The 21767-nt window shown below is 71.8% G+C and carries 24 protein-coding genes and 1 pseudogene; 15 read left to right on the top strand and 10 right to left on the bottom strand.

Going from position 1 to position 21767, the window contains the following annotated elements; all coding sequences use genetic code 11:
- Window positions 1-2481 (bottom strand): annotated as a pseudogene (locus QR78_RS03760) (hypothetical protein); the annotation flags it as partial.
- Window positions 2482-2924: 443 nt separating this feature from the next.
- On the opposite strand from QR78_RS03760, the gene QR78_RS03755 reads away from it, so the two are divergent.
- Together QR78_RS03755 and QR78_RS03750 are read left to right on the top strand one after the other, a co-directional pair.
- Window positions 2925-3242 carry an Hpt domain-containing protein gene (locus QR78_RS03755; protein ID WP_048426158.1) on the top strand — a complete coding sequence of 106 codons (318 nt, stop codon included), beginning with the start codon at window positions 2925-2927 and terminating at the stop codon, window positions 3240-3242.
- Between the two features lie 140 nt (window positions 3243-3382).
- Window positions 3383-3703, top strand: a complete 321-nt coding sequence (locus tag QR78_RS03750) for a 2Fe-2S iron-sulfur cluster-binding protein (RefSeq protein ID WP_048426157.1) — start codon at window positions 3383-3385, stop codon at window positions 3701-3703.
- Window positions 3704-3764: 61 nt separating this feature from the next.
- Here QR78_RS03750 and QR78_RS03745 read toward each other — a convergent pair whose 3' ends face one another.
- The 6 genes from QR78_RS03745 to QR78_RS03720 all read right to left on the bottom strand — a co-directional run bounded on the left by QR78_RS03745 (window position 3765) and on the right by QR78_RS03720 (window position 8063).
- Entirely contained in the window at window positions 3765-4940 is a 1176-nt protein-coding gene (locus QR78_RS03745) for a vWA domain-containing protein (RefSeq protein WP_048426156.1), read from the bottom strand.
- A gap of 33 nt (window positions 4941-4973) precedes the next feature.
- Window positions 4974-5882 (bottom strand): DMT family transporter, encoded by a 909-nt coding sequence (locus tag QR78_RS03740; protein ID WP_053220780.1) that lies wholly within the window; start codon window positions 5880-5882, stop codon window positions 4974-4976.
- Window positions 5879-6316, bottom strand: a complete 438-nt coding sequence (locus QR78_RS35620; protein ID WP_053220779.1) for a helix-turn-helix domain-containing protein — start codon at window positions 6314-6316, stop codon at window positions 5879-5881. Before QR78_RS35620 ends, QR78_RS03740 begins: the two co-directional genes overlap by 4 nt.
- A gap of 10 nt (window positions 6317-6326) precedes the next feature.
- Window positions 6327-6491 carry a type II toxin-antitoxin system RelE family toxin gene (locus QR78_RS03730; protein WP_244276531.1) on the bottom strand — a complete coding sequence of 55 codons (165 nt, stop codon included), beginning with the start codon at window positions 6489-6491 and terminating at the stop codon, window positions 6327-6329.
- 128 nt (window positions 6492-6619) lie between these two features.
- Complete coding sequence (hemF, locus tag QR78_RS03725; RefSeq protein WP_048426154.1) at window positions 6620-7516, bottom strand: oxygen-dependent coproporphyrinogen oxidase; 897 nt, start codon at window positions 7514-7516, stop codon at window positions 6620-6622.
- A 91-nt stretch (window positions 7517-7607) separates the two neighbouring features.
- Window positions 7608-8063, bottom strand: coding sequence for a tRNA (cytidine(34)-2'-O)-methyltransferase (locus tag QR78_RS03720; protein WP_048426153.1), 456 nt, complete (start codon window positions 8061-8063; stop codon window positions 7608-7610).
- A 123-nt stretch (window positions 8064-8186) separates the two neighbouring features.
- Between QR78_RS03720 and QR78_RS03715 the strand changes: the two genes are divergently transcribed.
- Window positions 8187-10046 (top strand): ABC transporter ATP-binding protein, encoded by a 1860-nt coding sequence (locus QR78_RS03715; RefSeq protein WP_048426152.1) that lies wholly within the window; start codon window positions 8187-8189, stop codon window positions 10044-10046.
- A 182-nt stretch (window positions 10047-10228) separates the two neighbouring features.
- Here the strand turns inward: QR78_RS03715 and QR78_RS03710 are convergent, their stop codons facing one another.
- On the bottom strand, window positions 10229-10693 hold the full coding sequence (locus QR78_RS03710) for an outer membrane protein assembly factor BamE (RefSeq protein ID WP_048426151.1): 465 nt from the start codon (window positions 10691-10693) through the stop codon (window positions 10229-10231).
- 201 nt (window positions 10694-10894) lie between these two features.
- Here QR78_RS03710 and QR78_RS03705 point away from each other — a divergent pair, with 201 nt between their 5' ends.
- From QR78_RS03705 to QR78_RS03680, 6 genes are all read left to right on the top strand, one after another.
- Window positions 10895-11452, top strand: a complete 558-nt coding sequence (locus QR78_RS03705) for a ubiquinol-cytochrome C chaperone family protein (RefSeq protein ID WP_048426150.1) — start codon at window positions 10895-10897, stop codon at window positions 11450-11452.
- A gap of 171 nt (window positions 11453-11623) precedes the next feature.
- Window positions 11624-12130 carry a YceD family protein gene (locus QR78_RS03700; RefSeq protein ID WP_048426149.1) on the top strand — a complete coding sequence of 169 codons (507 nt, stop codon included), beginning with the start codon at window positions 11624-11626 and terminating at the stop codon, window positions 12128-12130.
- Window positions 12131-12333: 203 nt separating this feature from the next.
- Window positions 12334-13368 carry a phosphate acyltransferase PlsX gene (plsX, locus tag QR78_RS03695; RefSeq protein ID WP_048426148.1) on the top strand — a complete coding sequence of 345 codons (1035 nt, stop codon included), beginning with the start codon at window positions 12334-12336 and terminating at the stop codon, window positions 13366-13368.
- 28 nt (window positions 13369-13396) lie between these two features.
- The gene (locus QR78_RS03690; RefSeq protein ID WP_048426147.1) at window positions 13397-14374 is read left to right on the top strand and encodes a beta-ketoacyl-ACP synthase III; all 978 of its coding nucleotides are present in this window, start codon (window positions 13397-13399) and stop codon (window positions 14372-14374) included.
- A 133-nt stretch (window positions 14375-14507) separates the two neighbouring features.
- Window positions 14508-14825: an integration host factor subunit alpha gene (locus QR78_RS03685; RefSeq protein ID WP_048426146.1), complete on the top strand. Its 318-nt coding sequence runs from the start codon at window positions 14508-14510 to the stop codon at window positions 14823-14825.
- A gap of 32 nt (window positions 14826-14857) precedes the next feature.
- On the top strand, window positions 14858-15403 hold the full coding sequence (locus tag QR78_RS03680; protein ID WP_244276415.1) for a MerR family transcriptional regulator: 546 nt from the start codon (window positions 14858-14860) through the stop codon (window positions 15401-15403).
- 31 nt (window positions 15404-15434) lie between these two features.
- Here the strand turns inward: QR78_RS03680 and QR78_RS03675 are convergent, their stop codons facing one another.
- Together QR78_RS03675 and QR78_RS03670 are read right to left on the bottom strand one after the other, a co-directional pair.
- Complete coding sequence (locus tag QR78_RS03675; RefSeq protein WP_048426145.1) at window positions 15435-16220, bottom strand: SDR family NAD(P)-dependent oxidoreductase; 786 nt, start codon at window positions 16218-16220, stop codon at window positions 15435-15437.
- Window positions 16221-16233: 13 nt separating this feature from the next.
- Window positions 16234-17016, bottom strand: coding sequence for an SDR family NAD(P)-dependent oxidoreductase (locus QR78_RS03670; RefSeq protein WP_048426144.1), 783 nt, complete (start codon window positions 17014-17016; stop codon window positions 16234-16236).
- A 194-nt stretch (window positions 17017-17210) separates the two neighbouring features.
- On the opposite strand from QR78_RS03670, the gene QR78_RS03665 reads away from it, so the two are divergent.
- The 6 genes from QR78_RS03665 to QR78_RS33815 all read left to right on the top strand — a co-directional run.
- Window positions 17211-17471 (top strand): hypothetical protein, encoded by a 261-nt coding sequence (locus QR78_RS03665; RefSeq protein ID WP_048426143.1) that lies wholly within the window; start codon window positions 17211-17213, stop codon window positions 17469-17471.
- A gap of 70 nt (window positions 17472-17541) precedes the next feature.
- Window positions 17542-18024 (top strand): type II toxin-antitoxin system VapC family toxin, encoded by a 483-nt coding sequence (locus tag QR78_RS03660; protein WP_244276416.1) that lies wholly within the window; start codon window positions 17542-17544, stop codon window positions 18022-18024.
- A 117-nt stretch (window positions 18025-18141) separates the two neighbouring features.
- Window positions 18142-19164 carry an LLM class flavin-dependent oxidoreductase gene (locus QR78_RS03655; protein WP_048426141.1) on the top strand — a complete coding sequence of 341 codons (1023 nt, stop codon included), beginning with the start codon at window positions 18142-18144 and terminating at the stop codon, window positions 19162-19164.
- Window positions 19165-19265: 101 nt separating this feature from the next.
- The gene (locus tag QR78_RS03650) at window positions 19266-20969 is read left to right on the top strand and encodes a lysine--tRNA ligase (RefSeq protein WP_048426140.1); all 1704 of its coding nucleotides are present in this window, start codon (window positions 19266-19268) and stop codon (window positions 20967-20969) included.
- Between the two features lie 138 nt (window positions 20970-21107).
- Window positions 21108-21494 (top strand): hypothetical protein, encoded by a 387-nt coding sequence (locus tag QR78_RS03645; protein WP_048426139.1) that lies wholly within the window; start codon window positions 21108-21110, stop codon window positions 21492-21494.
- A gap of 174 nt (window positions 21495-21668) precedes the next feature.
- The coding region (locus QR78_RS33815; protein WP_141657718.1) for a GTP-binding protein at window positions 21669-21767 on the top strand (99 nt) is incomplete at its 3' end.

The raw sequence follows: 21767 nt of genomic DNA, 5'->3' as shown, positions 1-21767 counted from the left end.
GGCCGCCGCGGTGGCGGTGCGTCCGTCGAGGGCGCCGGTGGCGGATTCGGCGGCGAGCGACAGGGCCGCGGAGACGTCCTCGGCCTGGCGCGTCAGGTGCTCGACGGCCGCGCGCAGGGTCGCGTCGGTGGCGTCGGTGCGCTCGGCGACGAGGCGGCCGGCCTCGTCGGCGGCACGCGCGAAGGCGGTGGCCGCCGCGAGGGTGCGGGCGTCGAACTGCCCGGTCGCCTGCTCGGCCGCCCCGGTGATCGCCGCGGCAACCGCCTCGGCCCGCTCGGTCACGCCGCCGACCGCACCCCGCAGGGTCGCGTCGAGCGTCTGGGTGCGCAGGGCGACGACCTCGCCGGCCGCCTCGGCGGCCCGGGCGAAGGCCGTGGCGGCCTCCTGGGTCTGGTCGCCGACATGGAGGGCGGCGGCTTCCGCTGCCTTGCGGAACTGCTCGGCCAGCGCCATGGCGCGGGCGTCGAGATCGGTGCCGATCTCGTCGGCGGTGCGGCGCAGGGCCTCGCCGGCACCAGCCGTGCGGTCGGCGAAGCGGTTCTGCAGGGTGTCGGCCGCGACGGCCAGAGCCGCCTCGGTCTCGTGGGTGCGGCGGTCGAGCCCCTCGATCAGGTCGCGGCTCTTGGCATCGAAGGCCGCGGCGAGGCCGCCGAGCGCCTGCTCGATCCGGCCCTCGGCCTCGGCGGTGCGCTCGCTCACCAGGGCGGCGACGCGCTCGCCGGTCCGGTCGAGGTTGCGCTCCAGGCTACCGCCATGGCCGATCAGCACCTCCTCGACGCGCCCGATCGTCTCCTCGAGGCGGGAGGTCAGGTCGGCGCCGCGCACGCCGAGCGCCTGCGCCGCGTCCTCCACCAGGGTCGAGAGGTCGTCGCGCACCCGGACCGCCCGGTCGCCGAAGGCGGTGATCACGCCGTCGCTGGCGCGGGCGAGCCCGGCCTCGGCCTCGGCCGCGCGAGCCGAGATCGCCGCGGCGACGCCGGTGCCGGCCTGCTCGATCTCCTCGCGCAGCGCGATGCCGCGATCGGCGATATGGGCCGCGATGGCGCTGCCCGACGCCGCGAAGCGCTCGGTGATGCCGGTGCCGGTCTCGGCGAAACGCTCGGTCAGGTCGGTGCCGCGGGCGAGGAAACGCTCCTCCAGGCTGACGGCCGAGCGCTCGAAGGTCTCGCGGACCTGCGCGCCCTCGCGGTTGAGGGCCTCGATCACGCCGGCGCCGGTCTCGGCGAGCGTACGGGCGACCTCGCCGGCATTCTCGGCCATCGTCCGGGTGAGGAGGCCGCCGGTGCGCTCGAACGCCTCCGTGACCTCGACCGCGCGGCTCTCGAGCGCGCGGCTCAACGACTCGCCGACGCCGTCGAGGTCGGCCTTCACGCCCTCGCTGGTCGAGACGAGGCGCTGGACGAGGTCGTCGCCGCGGCCGGCCACGGCCTCGACCACCCGCTCGCCCGCGGCGGCGAGCGCCGCCGTGACCGCATCGCCCCGGTCACCCAGGGCGGCGGTGATCGCCTCGCCCCGGGCGCCGAGGGCGTGCGTCACCCGCTCGCCCGCGCCGTCGACCGCGGTGACGATCCGCTCGGCGGCGGTGTCGAGCTCCTGGGTCAGGTTCTGGTGCGAGCCCTGGATCGCGCCGCGGACGCGCTCGGCATTGGCGACGATCGATTCGCGCTGCGCCACCAGTTCGTCGACGAGGGTGCGGATGCGGATCTCGTTGTCCGAGTAGGCGCGCTCCAGCGTCGAGATCTCGCCGCGGACCAGGGTCTCGAGCTCGCCGGCCCGCGCCAGCGCCCGCTCGACGCCGTCGCCGACCGCCGCGACCTCGCGGCGGACCGCCTGCGACATGGTCAGCACCGCGTCGGTGGAAAAGCCTTCGGGCTCGGCGAGGCGGATCGCCACCTCGCCGACGGCACGGGCGACGAGGCGCATCTCCTGGGCGCGCACCGCCAGCATCGCGGCGATGTAGAACAGCATCACGGGGGCGAGCACCGCCGCGGCGCCGACGGCGCCCTGGAGGCCGGTGAGCCCGGCGGCGAAGCCGCGCAGGTCGCCGCCCGACTGGGCCCAGGCGAGGGCGGCGAAACCCGAGAGCCAGAGGAGGGCGGCGAGACTCGCGACGGCGTAGGGGGTGCGGGACGGCTCGACCCGCAACGTCTGCTGCAGGGCGCCGACGCTGCGGCGGTCGTCGTTGGCGACGAGCGAGCGGTCGGGCGGCAGCAGCCCGCCGTCGCGGCGGCCGTCGCGGGGACCGGGCAGGGCGCTGCCGTCGAAGGCCGGCTCACGCCCGGCGGCGGTGGCGAGCGGGTCGGAATCGTGAACGTCGGGCAGGCGCGGCTCGACCCGGCTCCCCTCGATGGTACCGTCGAGCGCGCGGGCCTCCGACGACCGAGGCTCCTGCCCCCCGGCCGGATGGTCCAGGTTCAGGGCCTGCTCAATCGCCGACAGCGCCGCTTCCGCCGGATCCTTGAGCTTCTTTTCCGTCGCCATCGAACGCCCCGTTACGCCGTGAACGCCGCCGGGCAGCCCTCACGAGCCGCCGCGCCGCATCATCCCCGAGATCCCGCGAAACCCGCGCCGTGCCGCCAGCCGACGCGATCTCAGCGGTTTACCACGAGAACCTTAGACGCAAGGAGTACCAGCCGGATACCCGGAGGGCGCGAACCCTCCCAAAAAGCTTAAGGGAATGGTTACCATGCCTCCCGGCGCCCCGGCGCGGCGTCGCTATCCTGCCGCAGAATCTGGGCTTTGGCCAAAGCAAGCCGGGGCCGGCCCGGTGCGCATCCGGCTGTGGACAGGGCTCCACCGCCGAACCGGGAACCCGCCGGCGGGCGCCCTCGGCCCGTGCCCGCCCGGGATGGAAGGCCTTGCGCGAACCGGATCCTTCGCGGAATCCCTACCGCACGATTGAGTTGACCCTGCGAGAGATTCCGATGGAGACGCTCCTGGACCGCGCGCATCTGATGCGCCAGACCTTCGACGACGAGGACCTCGCCCGCGAGGTCCTCGCGCTGTTTGCCGGCCAGTGCGAGCGGCTCCTGCCCGGGCTCGTCGACCCGGCCCTGGCGCCGCACGCGCGGGCGGACCTCGCCCATACCCTGAAGGGATCGGCCCTCGGGGTCGGCGCGGCCCGCGTGGCGGATCTCGCCGGGCGGATCGAGGCCGCGCTGCGCACACCCGACGCCGCGACCGCCGATGGCCTCGCGCCGGCCCTGGCGGAGGCGGTGCGGGAGACGCTGGCACTGATCTGAGGGCGGCGCCCCGCGCCTCGGAACGACAGGAGTGCCGCGCGACGCACGGCGCGCTTGCTTTCCGGGGCGGCAGCCGCCAATCAGGCCGCGCCGCGTCCTCGTCCGATCCGCGGCCGCGCTCGAGGCTTCCGGAGTCCCAGATGGTCCAGATCACCTACGTCGATGCCGCCGGCACGGCCCGCTCCGTGAAGGGTGAGGTCGGCTCGACCGTGATGGAGACCGCGATCCGCAACAACGTGCCGGGCATCGACGCGGAATGCGGCGGCGCCTGCGCCTGTGCCACCTGCCACGTCTATGTCGGCGAGGACTGGGCCGACGCCGTCGGCCCGGCCGAGCCGATGGAGCAGGACATGCTCGACTTCGCCTCCGACGTGCGGCCGACTTCGCGCCTGTCGTGCCAGATCCGCCTCAAGCCCGAACTCGACGGCCTGACCGTCACGACCCCGGCCCGCCAGGGCTGAGTTCTCCCTGTCCGGGCTCCGCGCGACCGGGGCCCGGCTGCTCCGGCGCGGGAGCGGGACGTCACCGCAGCAGCGCCCTCGTCGCCTGGTCGATGCCTTCGAGCGTCAGCGGGTACATCCGGCCGGAGAAGATCTGCCGGATCATCGCGTTCGACTGGGTGTAGCCCCACTGCGCCTGCGGCACCGGATTGAGCCAGGCCACCTTCGGGAAGTGATCGAGGACCCGGTTCAGCCAGACCTGGCCGGCCTCCTCGTTCCAGTGCTCGACCGAGCCGCCCGCCATCGCGATCTCGTAGGGCGACATCGCCGCGTCGCCGACGAAGACCACGCGATAATCCGACGGATAGGTGCGGATCACGTCGAGGAGCGGCGTGCCCTCGGTGTGACGGCGGCGATTCTCCTTCCAGACCGTCTCGTACAGGCAGTTGTGGAAGTAGAAATGCTCGAAGTGCTTGAACTCCGAGCGCGCCGCCGAGAAGAGCTGCTCGGCCAGCTCGACGTGCCAGTCCATCGAGCCGCCGACATCGAGGAACAGCAGCACCTTGACGGCGTTGCGCCGCTCCGGCCGCAGGCGCAGGTCGAGCATGCCGTGGCGCGCCGTCTCCCGGATCGTGCCGTCGAGATCGAGTTCGTCCGCCGCCCCGGTGCGGGCGAAGCGGCGCAGGCGCCGGAGTGCCAGCCGGATGGTGCGCGCGCCGAGTTCCGCCGAATCGTCCAGGTCCTTGAAGGTGCGCTGGTCCCAGACCTTCACCGCCCGGAAGTTGCGGTTGCCGTCCTGGCCGATGCGGATGCCTTCCGGGTTGTACCCATAGGCGCCGAAGGGCGAGGTGCCCCCGGTGCCGATCCATTTCGAGCCGCCCTGGTGGCGCTCCTTCTGCTCGGCGAGCCGCTGCTTGAGGGTCTCGAACAGCTTGTCCCAGCCGAGCGCCTGGAGCTGCGCCCGCTCCTCCTCGGTGAGGTATTTCTCCGCCAGCTTGCGGAGCCATTCCTCGGGAATGGCCTGCGGCTCCACCGTCTCTCCGACCGTGACCACGCCCTTGAAGACGCGGCCGAACACCCGGTCGAACTTGTCGAGGTTGCGCTCGTCCTTCACCAGGGCGGTGCGGGCGAGGTAATAAAAGTCCTCCACCCGCTGGTCGGCGAGGTCGCGGTCGAGGGCCTCGAGCAGGGTCAGGTACTCGCGCAGCGAGACCGGGACCTTGGCGGCGCGAAGCTCGGTGAAGAAGGACAGCAGCATGGCGCCGATCAACGCGCGAGCGCCGTGCCCGGGTCAAGTCCCCTTCACCGCCCCCTTCACCGCCGGCACCGGGGCCTGACGCCGCGCCTCCGCGGCGAGGTTCCAGACGATGCCGCCGACGATGAGCCCGGCGCCGACGAACAGCCACGGATCGAGGGGCTCGCCGTAGAGCTGCCAGCCCAGCACGGCGATCAGCGGGATGCGCAGGAAATCGAGTGGCATGACCAGGATGGCGTCGCCGCGCCGGTAGGCGCTGGTGAGGCACCAATGCGAGGTGAGGCCGGCGATGCAGAGGACCGCCAGCGCCAGGGCGTGGTGCCCCTCGAAGGGGTGGGCCGGCACGCCGGGCAGGAGCCGGCCGGCCACGAGGTTGAGGGGCAGCTGGATCAGGTTCATCCAGAACAGGATCGACAGCACGCTCTCGGTCCGGGTCAGCGCCTTGGTGGCGACCGCGGTCAGGGCGAACATCACGGCGGAGAGCAGCACCACGAGGCTCGCCGGCTGCAGGGCGGCGACGCCCGGGCGCAGCACCACCAGCACGCCGAGGAAGCCGAGAACGACCGCGGCGAGCCGGCTCGCGGTCAGCCGCTCGCGCAGGATCACGACGGCGAGCAGCGTCACCCAGGCCGGCGTGGTGAATTCGAGGGCGAAGACGACGGCGAGCGGCAGGAGCGTGACGCCGTACGACCAGGCGTAGTTGCCGCCCCAATGGACGAGGTTGCGGGCGAGGTGCAGGCGCATCCGCCGCGCCGGCAGCGGCCGGCGGCGCAGGAACGCGACCGTCCCGACGATCGCCACCCCGGCCGCCGCCCGGGCCGCCAGGATGTCGAACAGCCCGAGCGCCGGCGCCACCTCGCGGACCGCGATGGCGGTGGCCGAGAACGACAGGAGCGCGCCCGCCATCCACAGGACGACGGCGACGAGGTCGGGGAGGGGCTTCACCGGTGTCTGGTGGATCGGCGGCGCGGCGTCGCAGACGGGGGATCTTGATCCTGCAACAGCACCGGATCGACCCCGCAGGCCTGCGCGATGGCGGCGATCACCGCCGGGCTGCCGTCGCGAGCCCCCGTCTCCATCGCGGCCAGCGCTTCGGACGGAACGCCGACCTTCGCCGCGAGGTCGTCCAGAGCCAGACCGGCATGTCGGCGGGTCGCCGCGAGGAGCGACTCACCGGCGAGCACCGCAGCCGTCAGCCAATCCGGTGCATAGGCGACGTCACCTGCGGCGCGAGCGGTCAGGTGTTCCTTGGCCAAGAGGGCAGTGATGCGATCCTCCGCCTCCTCGTCGCCGGCACGAGCCAGCAAGGCGTCGTAGGCCCGCCGTGACAGAATGACGAGTTCTTCGCCTCCCTCGGTGACGATCGACTGCACGCTCATGGGTCTGACCTCATTCATAGATGTCGCGCCGATCACCGACCTTGAAGACCTCGATGGCGTCCGCCGTCTCGACGAAGACCGCGCGATAGGAGCCGGATCGGATTCGCAGCCCCGGCACGCCGACCAAAGCCTTGACGTCCCCGGTTCCCATCTCGGCGTAGCGCTCCAGCTTCAAACGCATCTGCACCCGCGCCCTGTCCGGCAGCTTCGCGAAGGCCTTCAGGGCCGGCCCGGTGAAACGGATCGTCTTTATGCCCGACGACGGTCAGATGGGAGGATGGAAGCCGCGAGATAAGATCGTCGCTACGGCCACCGCACCGTCGGCGGCATCGACGACAGGATCGACGCGACGTTGCCGCCGGTCTTCAGGCCGAAGATCGTGCCGCGGTCGTAGAGCAGGTTGAACTCGACGTAGCGGCCGCGGCGGACCTGCTGCTCGTGGCGGTCGGCCTCGGTCCAGGGCGTGGCGAGGTTGCGCCGCACGATCTCGGGATAGACGCCCAGGAACGCGCCGCCGACCTCGCGGGTGAAGGCGAGGTCGGCCTCCGGCTCGCCGGTCCAGTGATAGTCGTAGAAGATGCCGCCGATGCCGCGGGGCTCGTTGCGGTGCTTCAGGTGGAAGTACTCGTCGCACCAGGCCTTGTAGCGGGCGTAGTCGGCGGCCGGGTGCCTAGCGCAGGCCGCCTCGAAGGCGGCGTGGAACGCCACGGTGTCGGGATCGCCTTGCGTGCGGCGCCGGTCGAGGACCGGGGTCAGGTCGGCCCCGCCGCCGAACCACGTCTTCGTCGTCACCACGAACCGGGTGTTCATGTGCACGGTCGGGACGTGCGGGTTCCACGGATGGGCGATGAGCGAGATGCCGGTGGCGAAGAAGCGCGGATCCTCCGCCGCCCCGGGAATCTGGCCGCGGAACTCGGGGGCGAACTCGCCGTGGACCGCCGAGACGTGGACGCCGCATTTCTCGAACACCCGGCCGCGCAGCATCGCCATGGTGCCGCCGCCGCCGGCCGCGCCGGAATGGTCGGTGCGCTCCCAGGGCGTGCGCTCGAACCGCCCCGGCCCGCCGGCCTCGGGGGCGAAGGGGCCGGTCGCCTCCGCCTCGATCTCCTCGAAGGCGGCGCAGATCCGGTCCCGCAGGGTGGAGAACCAGTCGGTGGCCGCGGCTTTGAGCGCGGCGAGATCGGAAGCAGGCTCGGTCATGGGCTTCTTCTTCACACAGGGCCGGACGGGGGCCAAGAGCCTGAGCGCCAAGAGCCCAAGGACCAAGAGCCCGAGGACCGAGAGCCTGGGCTCAGGACCAGGCGGTCTGGCGCAAGGCCTCGCCGAGCATCATCCCGGCCGCCACCGCCACGTTGAGCGAGCGCAGGCCCGCCCGCATCGGGATCGCCACCCGGGCGTCGGCATCCGCGTGGACAGCCTCGGGTACGCCCGCCGATTCGCGCCCGACCATCAGGCAGTCGCCGGCCTGGAAGGCGTGGGCCGTGTACGGCACCGAGCCGGCGGTGGTGGCGAGGACCAGCCGGATGCCGGCCTCCCGCCGCCAGGCATCGAAGGCGGCGTAGGAGCGGTGGCGGGTGATGGCGACGTGGTCGAGGTAGTCGAGGCCGGAGCGGCGCAGGTGCCGGTCCGAGACGTCGAACCCCGCCGGCTCGATGATCTCGACGGCGACGCCGAGGCAGGCGGCGAGGCGCAGCATCGTGCCGGTGTTCTGCGGGATGTCGGGCTGGTAGAGGGCGAGGCGCAGCATGGGTCCGGTGGCGTCGGTTCGTGTCGCCCGACATAGCCCGGCGGATCGCCTGCGGCATCACCCCCCGGTTGGCGGGCGGTGCCCACCGCATAGCTGAAGGCCCTGATCCTCACGGGAGCCCGCATGTTCCTCGACTGGCTCGAGCGCCGCATCGATCCCTTCGCGCCCTTCGACGAGGCCGAGCGTCCGCCCGGCACGGTGGCGGGCTTCGCCTGGTTCTACCTGCGGCCGGTGCGCAAGCCGCTCGGGGTGCTGTTCGTGACGGCGCTCACCGCCGGGAGCGTCGAGGCCTCGCTCTACCTGCTGATGGGCTGGTTCGTGGACATCCTGGCCCGCTCGGGCCCGGAGACCCTGTGGCGCGACCACGGCACCGGGCTCATGCTCGCCGCCGCCCTGATCCTGGTGGTGCGGCCGCTCCTCGCCTGGCTGCACGAGGCGATCTCGAACCAGCTCGTGGTGCCGCAGACCACCGGTCTCATCCGCTGGCGCACCCATCTCTACACCCTGGGCCACGCCCTGTCGTACTTCCAGGCCGACTTCGCCGGGCGCCTCGCCAATCGGGTGACGCAGGTCGGGGTCGCGGTGCGCGAACTCGCGGTCGTGGTCATCGACACGCTGCTCTACGTCGCGATCTTCGCCGTCACGGCGGTGAGCCTGTTCGGCTCGATCAGCCCGTGGCTGGTCCTGCCGGTGCTGGTCTGGATCCTGGCCTATGCGGGACTCACGGCCTACTTCGTGCCGCGCGCCCGGGCGCGCTCGCTCCAGGTCGCCGATACCCGCTCGGCCCTCGTCGGCCGCATCGTCGACAGCTACACCAACATCCTGACCGTCAAGCTCTTCGCGCGCGACAGCGAGGAGCGCTCGGCCGTGCGCACCGCCACGGTGGACCACACCGACGCCTACCTGCACTCGTTCCGGCTCATCACGGCGGTGACCGGCACGCTCTCGCTCCTCAACAGCATCCTCATCGTGGTCACGGCCGGGGTGGTGCTGGCGCTGTGGTCCCGGGGCCAGATGACGACCGGGGAGGGGGCGGCGGGCCTCGCCCTGGTGCTGCGGCTGATCGCGATGTCGGGCTGGGTGATGCAGACGGTGCGCGGCCTGTTCGAGCATATCGGCACGGTCCAGGAGAGCATGCAGACCATCGCCCGGCCGCACGCGCTCACCGACCGCCCGGGTGCCCGCGACCTCGCGGTGACCGGGGGCGAGGTGCGCTTCGAGGGCGCGAGCTTCCATTACGGCAAGGCCGAGGGCGGAATCATCGAGGACCTGACCCTGCGCATCGCGCCGGGCGAGAAGGTCGGCCTCGTGGGGCCGAGCGGGGCGGGCAAGACCACGCTCACCTCCCTGCTGCTGCGCCTGCACGACCTCGAGGGCGGGCGCATCCTGATCGACGGGCAGGACATCGCCGGGGTGACGCAAGCCTCGCTGCGCCGGCAGATCGCCGTGGTGACGCAGGACACCTCGCTCCTTCACCGCACGATCCGCGACAACATCGCGTATGGCCGCGAGGCCGCGACCGAGGCCGAGATCGTCGCGGCCGCCCGCGCCGCCCATGCCGACGCCTTCATCCGCGACCTGTCCGACCACAAGGGCCGCGGCGGCTACGACGCCCAGGTCGGCGAGCGCGGCGTCAAGCTGTCGGGCGGCCAGCGCCAGCGCATCGCCATCGCCCGGGTGATCCTGAAGGATGCGCCGATCCTGATCCTCGACGAGGCGACCTCCGCCCTCGATTCCGAGGTCGAGGCGGCGATCCAGGGCTCCCTCGACCGGCTGATGCAGGGCAAGACCGTGCTCGCCATCGCGCATCGCCTCTCGACCATCGCGGCCCTCGACCGGCTGGTGGTTCTGGACCAGGGCCGCATCGTCGAGGAGGGGCGCCACGCCGATCTGGTGAAGGCCGGGGGGCTCTACGCGCGTCTGTGGGCGCGCCAGTCCGGCGGATTCCTGGGGGACGACGCGGAGCGCGCGGCGGCGGAGTAGGGAGAAATCTCCTCTCCCCGCGGGCGGGGAGAGGGGGAAACCCGCGCTCGATCTCCGAACGATTTCCCTCGTCTCGGCCTCGCACCTACGGAGCAGCGTGCCTCCCGCCCGGGCTCCGGCCATCACCCCGACAAACGAAAGGCCGGGCGACACGCCCGGCCCACCATGCAGGGATCCAGGATTTACCGCGCGTTGCCGAACGGCTCGAACTTGGTCAGGCCGCGCATCAGCTGGCCGAGGAAGGCCTGCTCGCCGCCGCTGGTCGGCGTGGTGCGGGAGATGAAGTCGAACACCTTGCCGTCCTGCTCGCCGTAGAGCGCCACGCGCTCGACCTTGAACCCGGCGTTGAAGTAGACGGCGAGGACGCGCTGGTCCTTCGGGCGCTCGCCCAGGAACATGACCGTGCGCTTGGTGTCCTGGCTGATGTAGTACCAGGACTTGTTGCCGACGGTCGAGACGGTGGTCGGCGTGCCGAGGAGCTGGAGCACCTGCTCGGCGCTGGCGCCGGGGCGGACCTGGGCGACGGCGGCATCGTCGATGATGTAGCCGTGCCGGAACTCTTCGCCGATCACGCAGCCCGCGGCCGACAGACCGATCAGACCGGCCGCGGCGAGGCGGAGAAGCGACGGTGTGAAGCGGCGCGGCATCGGGACCTCGGGGGAAACGTGTACGGGACGGTTATATCGGCCGGCCGGATGGCGGCCTTGCGCGAGAAGCGACCGTTGCCGTACCCCGGGGTTGTGGCGTTGGCAAGGCACGGCCAAGGTTCCGCCACGGATGTCGAAGACCCGGTGCGGCGGCCAGGGCGCGTCAGGGTCCCTGCGTGTTGGGACGATCGAGAGCTTGAGATGATTCGCAACCCCTTCCGCCGCGAGGATGCCCGCCGGCGCGCCATCGCGGCGCTGCATGTCCGCCTCAATGCGGGCGCCCGGGTGCCGGCGCTCTACCTCGACCTCGGCGTGCCCGACACGGTGGAGGGCCGGTTCGAGGCCCTGTGCCTGCACGTCGTGCTGGTGCTGCGCCACCTGCGGCGGCTGCCGGCCCCGGCGGCGGACATCGCCCAGGATCTCGTGAACTCGGTGTTCGAGCAGCTCGATTCGTCGCTGCGCGAGCTCGGCGTCGGCGACATGGGCGTCTCGAAGCGGATGAAGAAGCTGGCTCAGGCCTTCTACGGCCGGGCCGCCGCCTACGACGCCGCCCTCGATGCCGGCGACCGCGAGGCGCTCGCGGCGGCCCTCGCCCGCAACGTGCTCGCCCGCGAGGAGCCGGAGGCGGCCCGCGGCCTGGCCGCCTACGTGGCGGCGGCGGATGCGGGGCTCGCCGGGACCGACCTCGACGCGCTGATGGCCGAGGGGCCGGTTCTACCCGATCCCGCCCGCTTCGCCGCCGACGCGGCGCAGGGCTGACGGTTCGGCCGCTCTCCCCGACGTCCCCGTCCCGCGATCGCCTCTCGGCTCCCTCTTGCGCCGGGCCGGGGCGCGACGCATCTCGGGCACAGCCCGGAAAGAGCCCCCGCGGTGCCGGCGAGGCTTCCCAAAACCCTCGCCGTACCCACAAGGATCCCCAGAGGAGCCAGCATGACCCCCGACAGCGTCGGTCCGTTCTCCCGTCCGATCCTGGTCGAGCGCACCGTCCGGGCCGGCCAGCCCGTCACCGTCGAAGCCAACGAGGAGGAGCGCGCCGCGCTCGCCCGCGATTTCGGCCTGCCGGGGATCGCCCGGCTGTCCGGCACCTTCCGGCTCTCCGGCTCGCTCCACCGGCTCCAGGTCACCGGCACCGTCGAATCGACGCTGACCCAGACCTGCGTCGTCACCTTGGAGCCCTTCGACACGACCGTGTCCGAGGAGGTCGACGTCGATTTCGCCGACCAGGACGCTTTCGCGGGCACCCCGGCGGAGGATGCCGACATCCCCGATCCGATCGTCAACGGCCGCATCGACCTGGGCAGCCTCGCGGCCGAGTTCCTGGCCCTCGGCCTCGACCCCTATCCGCGCAAGCCCGGCGTCGCCTTCGAGCCCCCGGCGGATGCCGGGGAGGAGACGCCGTTCGCGGCGCTCCAGACCCTGAAGGGCGACGAGGCCTGAGGCGTCTCCGGCGACGGGCTCTCGGGGGCCTCGGCGCGGGTCCCGGGCCGTCGCCGCGAGAAAGCCTTCAGAATTCGTTTGCGGCCCGGCGCGGTGTCGCTATTTTCCGCCGCGCCGCGGATCCCCAGGACGGCGCGAGTCCGTTAGTTCCAAGTCCGGTGGTTTCTGTTCGCGGCGGATCCGAGAGGCTGTTCGACACCCCCATGTCCCAGAGAGTGCGCATCTCGCTCGACGCGATGGGCGGCGATCACGGCCCCTCGACGGTCGTGCCCGGTGCGGGGCTCGCCCGCGAGCGCCACCCCGAGACGACCTTCCTGATGTTCGGCGACGAGGCGGTGCTCACTCCCCTGGTCGCGGCGGAGCCGCGCCTGAAGGGCGCGGTCGAGATCCGCCACACCACCGTGTCGGTGGCCATGGACGAGAAGCCGAGCCAGGCGGTGCGTTCCGGCCGCGGCAAGTCGTCGATGTGGAAGGCGATCCAGGCGGTGCGCGACGGCGAAGCCGACGCCGCGGTGTCGGCCGGCAATACCGGCGCCCTGATGGCGATGTCGAAGATCTGCCTCAAGACGATGTCGCACATCGAGCGGCCGGCCATCGCCTGCCTGTGGCCGACGGTGCGCGGCGAGAGCGTGGTGCTCGACGTCGGGGCGACGATCGGCACCGACGCCAACCACCTCGTCGACATGGCGGTGATGGGCGCCGCGATGGCCCGCATCGTGTTCGACCTCGACCGGCCGACGGTGGGGCTCCTCAACGTCGGCACCGAGGAGATGAAGGGCAACGAGGCGGTGAAGGAAGCCGCCCGGATGCTGCGCGAATCCGACCTGGCGGGGCTGGCCTATCACGGCTTCGTCGAAGGCACCGATCTCGGCCGCGGCACCGTCGACGTGGTGGTGACGGAAGGCTTCACCGGCAACATCGCGCTCAAGACCGCGGAGGGCACCGCCAAGCAGATCGCCGCCTACCTCAAGGGTGCGATGGGCCGGACTCTGATGGCGAAGATCGGCTACCTGTTCGCCCGCGGCGCCTTCCGGGCGCTGCGCGAGAAGATGAACCCGAGCCGGGCCAATGGCGGCGTGTTCCTCGGGCTCGAGGGCATCGTCATCAAGAGCCACGGCGCCGCCGATGCCGAGGGCTTCGCCGCGGCGGTCGATCTCGCCTACGACATGGCCCGCCACGACCTGATGCGGACGATCCGGGAACGCCTCGACGCGACGCCGGCCCAAGCCTCGGCATGAAGACCGTTTCGGCATAGGAGGACGCCTCATGACCCGCCTTCGCTCGGTGGTGCGGGGCTGCGGCTCCTACCTGCCGCGGACGACCGTCACCAACGACGACCTCGTCGCCCGCGTCGACACCTCGGACGACTGGATCATCCAGCGCACCGGCATCCGCCAGCGCCACATCGCCGAGCCGGACGAGACCACCTCGGTGCTCGGCATCAAGGCCGCGCAGGCGGCCCTGCAGGATGCCGGCATCGAGCCTTCGACGATCGACCTCGTGATCTGCGCGACCTCGACGCCGGACCACACCTTCCCGTCCACCGCGACGCAGATCCAGGCCGGCCTCGGCATCCAGTCGGGCGCCGCCTTCGACCTGCAGGCGGTCTGCGCCGGCTTCGTCTACGCGGTCGCCACCGCCGACAAGTTCCTGGCGACGGGGGCGGCCACCCGCGCCCTCGTCGTCGGTGCCGAGACCTTTTCGCGGCTGCTCGACTGGGAGGACCGCACCACCTGCGTGCTGTTCGGCGACGGTGCCGGCGCCCTGGTGCTGGAAGCCCAACCCGGCGAGGGCCATTCGGGCGACCGCGGCGTGCTGACGAGCCAGCTGCGCGCCGACGGCCGCCACCGGGAAAAGCTCTACGTCGACGGCGGCCCGGGCTCGACCGGCACCACCGGCAAGCTGCGCATGGTCGGCAAGGAAGTCTTCCGCTTCGCCGTCGGCTCGGTCACCGACGTGGTGGCACAGGCCTTCGAGGCCACCGGCACCACCGCCGACGATCTCGACTGGTTCGTGCCGCACCAGGCCAACCGGCGCATCATCGAGGCATCGGCCGACAAGCTCGGCATCGCCCGCGAGAAGGTGGTGCTGACGGTCGACCGCCACGGCAACACCTCGGCGGCCTCAATCCCGCTGGCGCTCGATGCCGCCTGCCGGGACGGCCGGATCAAGCGCGGCGACCTCGTGATGATCGAGGCGATCGGCGGCGGCTTCACCTGGGGCAGCGCGCTCATCCGCTGGTAGGTCTACCGGGTAAGCCCACAAAGTATCCGGGCGTCCCGCCGGACGCCCGGTTGACCCGGCGCGCGACGCCGATTAGCGTGCGCGATCATAGACATACGTTAGTTCGTGAATCAGCCGCCGGGGGAGCAGCACGATGGCAGGCAAGACGGTCACGCGGGCCGATCTGAGCGAGGCCGTCTACCAGCGGGTCGGCCTGTCGCGCACGGAATCCGCCGCCCTGGTGGAGACGGTCCTGTCGGAGATCTGCGGCTGCCTGTCCTCCGGCGAGACCGTGAAGCTGTCCTCGTTCGGCTCCTTCGTGGTGCGCGACAAGGGCAAGCGGGTCGGCCGCAACCCGAAGACCGGCGTCGAGGTGGCGATCGAGCCGCGCCGGGTCATGGTGTTCAAGCCCTCGAACGTGCTCAAGGCCCGGATCAACGGCGACGCCGCGCCGGAAGAAGACGACGGGTGAGCCGCCGCGCCGGCTGATGCAGAATCGGGCCGATGACCGGGATGCCGATCGAGGACGAGGATGTCTCCGAATCCGGCGGGACCGACGGCCCCGGCCGGACCCTTCTGCCTGACAAGGACTGTCTTCCCGGGAAGGAACCGGGCGCCTTCCGCACCATCGGCGAGGTCGCCGAGGATCTCGACCTGCCCCAGCACGTGCTGCGGTTCTGGGAGACGCGCTTCACGCAAGTGCGCCCGCTCAAGCGCGGCGGCAACCGGCGCTATTACCGCCCCGACGACGTCGACCTCCTGCGCGGCATCCGCCGGCTGCTCTACGGCCAGGGTTACACGATCCGGGGCGCCCAGCGTGTCCTGCGCGAGCGCGGCATGCGCTTCGTCCAGGCGGTCGGCCGTGGCGAGCAGGTCGCTCCCGCCTTCGTCGAATCGGACCACGAGCCGGAGCCCGAGACGGCGGCACCGCCCCTCGGCCGCGCCGACCGGGCGAGCCTGACGGCCGTCCTCGACGAGTTGCGGGCCTGCCGCCGGCAGCTCGCCCGCGTGAGGCCGGCGGACCTGCGGGGCGACGCCCCGGCCGGGTAGGTACCGTCGGGACATCCGACGGTCTCGCCGTTCATCTCCGCGGCACGAACGGATGGGTGCTCGACAGGCCACCATCGACCGCGAGCGCCTGCCCGTTGACGTAGGCCGCCTCGTCGCTCGCCAGGAACAAAGCCGCGGCGGCGACCTCCTCGGGAAGGCCCGCCCGGCGCAGCGGGTTGAGCTGGCCGATCCGGTCGGCCTTGCCCTTCGCCCGCGCCGCCGCGAACAGGCTCGCCGTCATGCCGGTCTCGATCAGGCCGGGGCAGACGGCGTTGATCCGCAGGCCCGTCCCCGCGAAGGCGTCGGCGGCGGTCTGGACGAGGCTGATCACGCCGGCCTTGCTGGCGCTGTAGGCGGCGCCCGCCGCATTGGCGCGAAGCCCGGCGACGGAGGCCGTACAGACGATCGCCCCGCCGCCGTGGCGCAGAAGGAGGGGCGCGCCGTGCTTGATCGCCAGGAAGGCGCCGATCAGGTTGACCCGCAGCACCTCCTCCCAGAGCTCCACGCTCTGCTCGGTGAAGGGCACGGTGCCGCCGCCGATCCCGGCATTGGCGTGGATGGCGTCGAGGCGGCCGAAGGCGCGCTCGGCCGCCGCGAGGCAGCCGGTCACGTCGGCCTCGCGACCGGCATCCGCCGGGAGCGCGATCGCCCGGCCGCCCTCCGCGGCGATCAGGGCCGCGGATTCCTCGGCGCCGGCGGTCTCTCGATCCACGACCGCGACCGCCGCGCCCTCGCGGGCGAACAGCAGGGCGGAGGCGCGGCCGATGCCGCTGCCCGCGCCGGTGACGAGAACCGCCCTGTCGGTGAAGCGTGCCATCGTGCGAGCCCCGTCACGCCACCGTGTAGCCGCCGTCGATCACCACCACCTGGCCGGTCTGGTAGGAGGAGGCCCCGCTCATCAGGTAGACGGCGATGCCGCCGAAATCCTCCGGCCGGCCGAAGCGGCGGGCGGGGATGCGCGGCAGGTTGAACGTCACGAACTTCTCGTTCGCCATCAGCCCCGCCGTCATGTCGCTCTCGATCCAGCCCGGCAGGATCGCGTTGGCGGTGATGCCGTAGCGGGCGAGTTCGACGGCCAGCGCCCGCACCATGGCGTTGAGCGCCCCCTTGGTGGCGCCGTAATGCTCGTTGCGGGCCGCCCCCAGCAGCGAGGCGACGCTCGACGTGGCGACGAGCCGCCCGAAGGCGTCGCCGGCTCCGGCGCGCTCGGCCATGTGCCGGGCCGCGACCTGGAAGCTCGCCACCACCCCGTCGAGGTTGACCGCGAAGGTCTGCCGCCATTCCTCGGGCTCCCGCTCCAGGAACGAGCGCCGGCCGCCCCCGGCGACGCCCGCATTGGCGAACATCCCGTCGACCCGGCCGAAGCGCGCGAGCGTCGCGTCGAAGGACCGCTGCACCGCGTCCGGGTCGGCGACGTCGCAGGTCTCGGCCGCGACCGGCGCGCCCGTGAGAGCCAAGCGCTCCAGCGCCCGACGGTTCTTGTCCGCGTCGCGGCCCCAGATCGAGACGGCGCAGCCGGCGCCGGCCAGGGCCTCCGCCATGCCGAGCCCGATGCCGCCATTGCCGCCGGTGACCACCGCCACCCGGCCGGTGAGATCGAACAAGCCCGCCATGGTTCCTCCCGTGGGCCGTCCTCGTCGGCCTCCCCGCGCCCAGGATCATGGCACAGGGTTGCGAAGGGCGCGGCGCTCGTGCGAACCCTCTCCGAAAGCTGCGGCACGAGCAAGCCACACTGTCCACCGTCGACGGCACGCTTGTCGGGCGCCGGGCCGCCTCCTATCATCAGGCCTGACCGCGAGGACGACGGATGCGATCGACCGCGAAGACAACCCGCGATGCGCTCCTCGACGATGCGCGACAGGCCGGGCTCCTTGGCGAGCGCACCGAGCATGTGAGCTTCCGCGCGCCGGTGGCGTTGGTCGAGGCTGCCATGCGCGAGACCGGCATCTCGTCGATCGAGGAACTCGGTGTCGTGGCCCTGTCGGCGCTCGCTTGTCCGGACCCCACCGCCGATGTTCTCAGGAAGCTGCGCGGAGCGCTCGGCAGAGATCACGTGCTTGACGCCTGATCTTCGGGCGAGTCTCCGACGGCGCAAGCCCGAGAAACGGCGTGCGCGTCTGGTCAAGCGTTCGCCCGCGATGCTCGAATCGATCGAGGACCTCGCTGCCCAGCCGCAGCCCGCTCTTCTCCTCGATACCAATGTCTACATCCTGAACGCCAGCGGCCGATTGCCCGACCGAGTCGCGGCCTGTCTCGATCGTGCACGGCTGTTCCATTGCACCGTCTGCCTGTCCGAGCTTGCCGCGGGCATCGCCAACCTCCCGCCTGGGCAGGGGTGGAGCGCGATCCGCGACCATTATGCAGCCGTCTTCGAGTCGATCCCGGCCGCGCGTCTCCTCGGTCCGGATGCCGGGATCTGGATCGAGTCCGGCCTCGTTGTCGGTACGCTCGCCCGCCTGCAGGATTTCCAGCGTACGCAACGCAAGGAATGCCTGAATGATGCCCTGATCTATCTCACGGCGGCGCGTGCAGGCATTCCGGTGCTGACCGCCGATCGCGGTGACTACGATCTAATCCAGCAACTCGCTCCGGAGGGGCGATTCATCGCGTTCCAGGTCTGATCGGGAACGAGCGACCCCGCGCCCGGCGCATGCCCCGTCCGCCTTGCGCTCCGCCGCCCACGGCCAAATCTTGGGGCGCAGCAGGGGACATGCACTCACAACCTCCGGGACCCGCCGATGCCGCCACTCTCCGTCCTCGATCTCGCGCCGATTCCGCAGGGTGCCTCGCCGGGTGACGCGCTGCGCAACACCCTCGACCTCGCGCAAGCCGCCGACCGCTGGGGCTTCACCCGCTACTGGGTGGCCGAGCACCACAACATGACCGGCATCGCCAGTGCCGCGACCTCCGTGGTGGTGGGCTACATCGCCGGGGGCACGCACCGGATCCGGGTCGGGGCGGGCGGCATCATGCTGCCGAACCACTCGCCGATGGTGATCGCCGAGCAGTTCGGCACCCTGGCGGAGCTCTATCCGGGCCGCATCGATCTCGGCCTCGGGCGCGCGCCCGGCACCGACCAGCGCACCCTGCGGGCCCTGCGCCGCGATCCCGCCGCCTCCGACCATTTCCCGCAGGACGTGCTGGAACTCCAGACGCTGCTCGGACCGCTCGATGCCGGCCGCGTCATCCAGGCGGTGCCCGGCACCGGTACCAACGTGCCGCTGTGGATCCTCGGCTCCAGCCTGTTCGGGGCGCAGCTCGCCGCGATGCTGGGCCTGCCCTACGCCTTCGCGTCGCATTTCGCGCCCGATGCCCTGATGCAGGCGCTCGAGGTCTACCGCGCCCGCTTCGAGCCCTCGGCGCAATGCGCGAAGCCCCACGCGATGGTCGGCGTCAACGTGATCGCGGCGGAGACCGACGGCGAGGCGCGGCGCCTGTTCACCTCGGCGCAGCAGGCCTTCACCAACATCTTCCGCGGCACCCGCGGCCAGCTGCCGCCGCCGATCGACGACATCGAGACCTATTGGTCGGGCCACGAGAAGGTGCAGGCGGCCGGCATGCTGGCCTGCTCGGTGGTCGGCTCGCCCGACACGGTGCGGCGCGGCCTCGACGCGATCGCGGCCCGTACGCAGGCCGACGAGCTGATGGTGGCCGCCGCGATCTACGACCACCGGGCGCGGCTGCGCTCCTACGAGATCCTGGCCGACATCATGGCCGGGGCGCGGACGGAAGCGGCGTCGCGCGAACCCGTCCCCGCGTAAGACGATCGCATCGCGTTGACCCCCGGGAGCACGGCCCATAGGGTGCCGGGCTCCCTTCAACGCTCACCGGAAGGCCGCGTCCGCGCGGCCTCGACACGCGAATGCCCGCACCCTTCCGCATCGATCCCGCCCTGACGGAGGCCGCCGCCTCCGCCTCCGCCTGGCCCTTCGAGGAGGCGCGCAAGCTCGTCGCCCGGCTGGAACGGACGGGCAAAGGCGAGGTGCTGTTCGAGACCGGCTACGGCCCCTCCGGCCTGCCGCATATCGGCACCTTCGGCGAGGTCGCCCGCACCTCGATGGTGCGCCACGCCTTCCGGACGCTGACCAACGACAGCGTGCCGACCCGCCTCGTCGCCTTCTCGGACGACATGGACGGGTTGCGCAAGGTGCCGGAGAACGTGCCGAACAAGGCGCTGCTCACCGAGAACCTCAACAAGCCGCTGACCGCGGTGCCCGACCCGTTCGGCACCCACGACAGCTTCGGCGCCCACAACAACGCCGAGCTGCGCCGCTTCCTCGACAAGTTCGGCTTCGAATACGAGTTCCTGTCGGCGACCGAGTGCTACCGCTCGGGCCGCTTCGACGCGACTTTGCTGCGGGTGCTCGAGCGCTACGACGCCGTGATGGCGGTGATGCTGCCGTCGCTGCGCGCCGAGCGCTCGGCCTCCTACTCGCCGTTCCTGCCGCTCCATCCGGTCACCGGCCACGTGATGCAGGTGCCGATCGACGAGGTGAAGGTGTCCTCCGGCACCATCGTGTGGCGCGATCCGGCCACGGGCGAGTCCTACGAGACCCCGGTCACCGGCGGCCACGCCAAGCTGCAATGGAAGCCCGACTGGGCGATGCGCTGGGTCGCGCTCGGCGTCGATTACGAGATGGCCGGCAAGGATCTGATCGATTCGGTCAAGCTCTCCGGGCAGATCGCCCGCGCCCTCGGCGCCGAGCCGCCGGAGGGCTTCAACTACGAGCTCTTCCTCGACGAGAAAGGCCAGAAGATCTCGAAGTCGAAGGGCAACGGGCTCACCATCGACGAGTGGCTCGCCTACGGCACGCCCGAGAGCCTCGCGCTGTTCATGTACAACAAGCCGCGGGAGGCCAAGCGCCTGCATTTCGACGTCATCCCGCGCCACGTCGACGACTACCTGTCGTTCCTGGAAAAGTTTTCCGGGCAGGAGCCGAAGCTGAAGCTCGGCAACCCGACCTGGCACCTCCATGCCGGCACCCCGCCCGAGCCGGAGCGGGTGGGGGAGGGCGGGGCGCTGCCCTTCGCGATGCTGCTCAACCTCGTGGCGGTGGCCAATACCGAGGACCCGGCGGTGCTCTGGGGCTTCATCCGTCGCTACGCGCCCGAGGCCTCGCCGGAGACGCATCCGCGCCTCGACCGGCTGGTGCATCACGCCGTGCGCTACTTCCGCGACTTCGTGCGCCCGGCCAAGACCTACCGGGCCCCGAGCGCCGAGGAGGCGGCCGCGCTGACCGACCTGTCGGACACCCTGGCCGGGCAGACCGGCTCCACCGACCCGGAGTCCCTGCAGGCGGCGGTCTACGAGGTCGGCCGGCGCCACTTCCCGGATCTGTCGGGCAAGTCGAAGAGCCCGGACGGGCGGCCCGGCGTGTCGCAGACCTGGTTCACGACGCTCTACGGCATCCTGCTCGGCGAGGCGCGCGGCCCGCGCTTCGGCTCCTTCGTCGCGCTCTACGGCGTCGAGGAGACCCGCGCGCTCATCGCCCGCGCTTTGTCGGGGGCGCTCGCCGAGGAGCACGCCGCGTTCCTCGAGAGCCGCGGCACGCCGCAGGCGGCCTGACGCTCTGCCGGGCCCCGCCGGATCGCGGCGGGGCCTCTCGCTTCGGCGTTGTCCCCACCCATCCACCGCTTTACCTTGGCAGCAGGGAATCAGTGGTGGTATGGAACGTAACAGGAACAAACGCCCCGGGACACCGTCATGCGCGCCGTGATGCCGCTGCTGCTCGTCGCCTTGTCGGGACCGACCCACATCACCGCGAGCCACGCCTTCGACGGCGCGCGGCCGACCCGCGTGGCGGCGGCGATCGCGCGGCTGAAGGGCTGCCTGGCGCGGGAATCGGCGGCGGCGCGGATCCGCCACGAGACGCCCGAGCACTTCGCCGTGCGCGCGCAGCACATCTGCCTGCCCGCCAAGCGCGACGCCGCGCGGGCGAAGGCCGTGGCCCTGGTGGCGGCCGGCTTCACCGAGGCGCCCGACCTCGTCGGCGCCGTCGAGCAGCTGCTCTCCGACCACGAGCGCGAGACGGCGGAAGCCTATGCGCGCAGCGTCGGCCGCCGGCGCGTGGCGGGCGGTGCCGAGCCGTGAGCCGACGGCCTCGGTGACGAGGGCCGTCGGACTACGCAGGCAGCGATGCGCGTGAGCCCGGTCACACCGACCTGGGCGCATGCGCGGACTTGATCAACCGGCGCTAACCCTCTAAGCGGGCCGCGCCTTCCGCCCGGCTGCACGTCGTGGGCGGGCTTGCCGCAGGTGATGGATATGGCCAAGGAAAAGTTTTCGCGGACGAAGCCGCACTGCAACATCGGGACCATCGGTCACGTCGATCACGGCAAGACGTCGCTGACCGCGGCGATCACC

This window comes from Methylobacterium indicum (assembly GCF_001043895.1).
GTDB lineage: Bacteria > Pseudomonadota > Alphaproteobacteria > Rhizobiales > Beijerinckiaceae > Methylobacterium > Methylobacterium indicum.
This window is presented reverse-complemented; position numbering and strand designations above follow the sequence as displayed.

What these genes read in the sequence shown, in the direction of transcription:
- QR78_RS03755 (WP_048426158.1), top strand. Translation starts at nt 2,925, where the DNA reads ATGGAGACGCTCCTGGACCGCGCGCATCTGATGCGCCAGACCTTCGAC.
- QR78_RS03750 (WP_048426157.1), top strand. Translation starts at nt 3,383, where the DNA reads ATGGTCCAGATCACCTACGTCGATGCCGCCGGCACGGCCCGCTCCGTG.
- QR78_RS03745 (WP_048426156.1), bottom strand. Translation starts at nt 4,940, where the DNA reads ATGCTGCTGTCCTTCTTCACCGAGCTTCGCGCCGCCAAGGTCCCGGTC.
- QR78_RS35620 (WP_053220779.1), bottom strand. Translation starts at nt 6,316, where the DNA reads ATGAGCGTGCAGTCGATCGTCACCGAGGGAGGCGAAGAACTCGTCATT.
- hemF (WP_048426154.1), bottom strand. Translation starts at nt 7,516, where the DNA reads ATGACCGAGCCTGCTTCCGATCTCGCCGCGCTCAAAGCCGCGGCCACC.
- QR78_RS03720 (WP_048426153.1), bottom strand. Translation starts at nt 8,063, where the DNA reads ATGCTGCGCCTCGCCCTCTACCAGCCCGACATCCCGCAGAACACCGGC.
- QR78_RS03715 (WP_048426152.1), top strand. Translation starts at nt 8,187, where the DNA reads ATGTTCCTCGACTGGCTCGAGCGCCGCATCGATCCCTTCGCGCCCTTC.
- QR78_RS03710 (WP_048426151.1), bottom strand. Translation starts at nt 10,693, where the DNA reads ATGCCGCGCCGCTTCACACCGTCGCTTCTCCGCCTCGCCGCGGCCGGT.
- QR78_RS03705 (WP_048426150.1), top strand. Translation starts at nt 10,895, where the DNA reads ATGATTCGCAACCCCTTCCGCCGCGAGGATGCCCGCCGGCGCGCCATC.
- QR78_RS03700 (WP_048426149.1), top strand. Translation starts at nt 11,624, where the DNA reads ATGACCCCCGACAGCGTCGGTCCGTTCTCCCGTCCGATCCTGGTCGAG.
- plsX (WP_048426148.1), top strand. Translation starts at nt 12,334, where the DNA reads ATGTCCCAGAGAGTGCGCATCTCGCTCGACGCGATGGGCGGCGATCAC.
- QR78_RS03690 (WP_048426147.1), top strand. Translation starts at nt 13,397, where the DNA reads ATGACCCGCCTTCGCTCGGTGGTGCGGGGCTGCGGCTCCTACCTGCCG.
- QR78_RS03685 (WP_048426146.1), top strand. Translation starts at nt 14,508, where the DNA reads ATGGCAGGCAAGACGGTCACGCGGGCCGATCTGAGCGAGGCCGTCTAC.
- QR78_RS03680 (WP_244276415.1), top strand. Translation starts at nt 14,858, where the DNA reads ATGACCGGGATGCCGATCGAGGACGAGGATGTCTCCGAATCCGGCGGG.
- QR78_RS03675 (WP_048426145.1), bottom strand. Translation starts at nt 16,220, where the DNA reads ATGGCACGCTTCACCGACAGGGCGGTTCTCGTCACCGGCGCGGGCAGC.
- QR78_RS03670 (WP_048426144.1), bottom strand. Translation starts at nt 17,016, where the DNA reads ATGGCGGGCTTGTTCGATCTCACCGGCCGGGTGGCGGTGGTCACCGGC.
- QR78_RS03665 (WP_048426143.1), top strand. Translation starts at nt 17,211, where the DNA reads ATGCGATCGACCGCGAAGACAACCCGCGATGCGCTCCTCGACGATGCG.
- QR78_RS03660 (WP_244276416.1), top strand. Translation starts at nt 17,542, where the DNA reads ATGCTCGAATCGATCGAGGACCTCGCTGCCCAGCCGCAGCCCGCTCTT.
- QR78_RS03655 (WP_048426141.1), top strand. Translation starts at nt 18,142, where the DNA reads ATGCCGCCACTCTCCGTCCTCGATCTCGCGCCGATTCCGCAGGGTGCC.
- QR78_RS03650 (WP_048426140.1), top strand. Translation starts at nt 19,266, where the DNA reads ATGCCCGCACCCTTCCGCATCGATCCCGCCCTGACGGAGGCCGCCGCC.
- QR78_RS03645 (WP_048426139.1), top strand. Translation starts at nt 21,108, where the DNA reads ATGCGCGCCGTGATGCCGCTGCTGCTCGTCGCCTTGTCGGGACCGACC.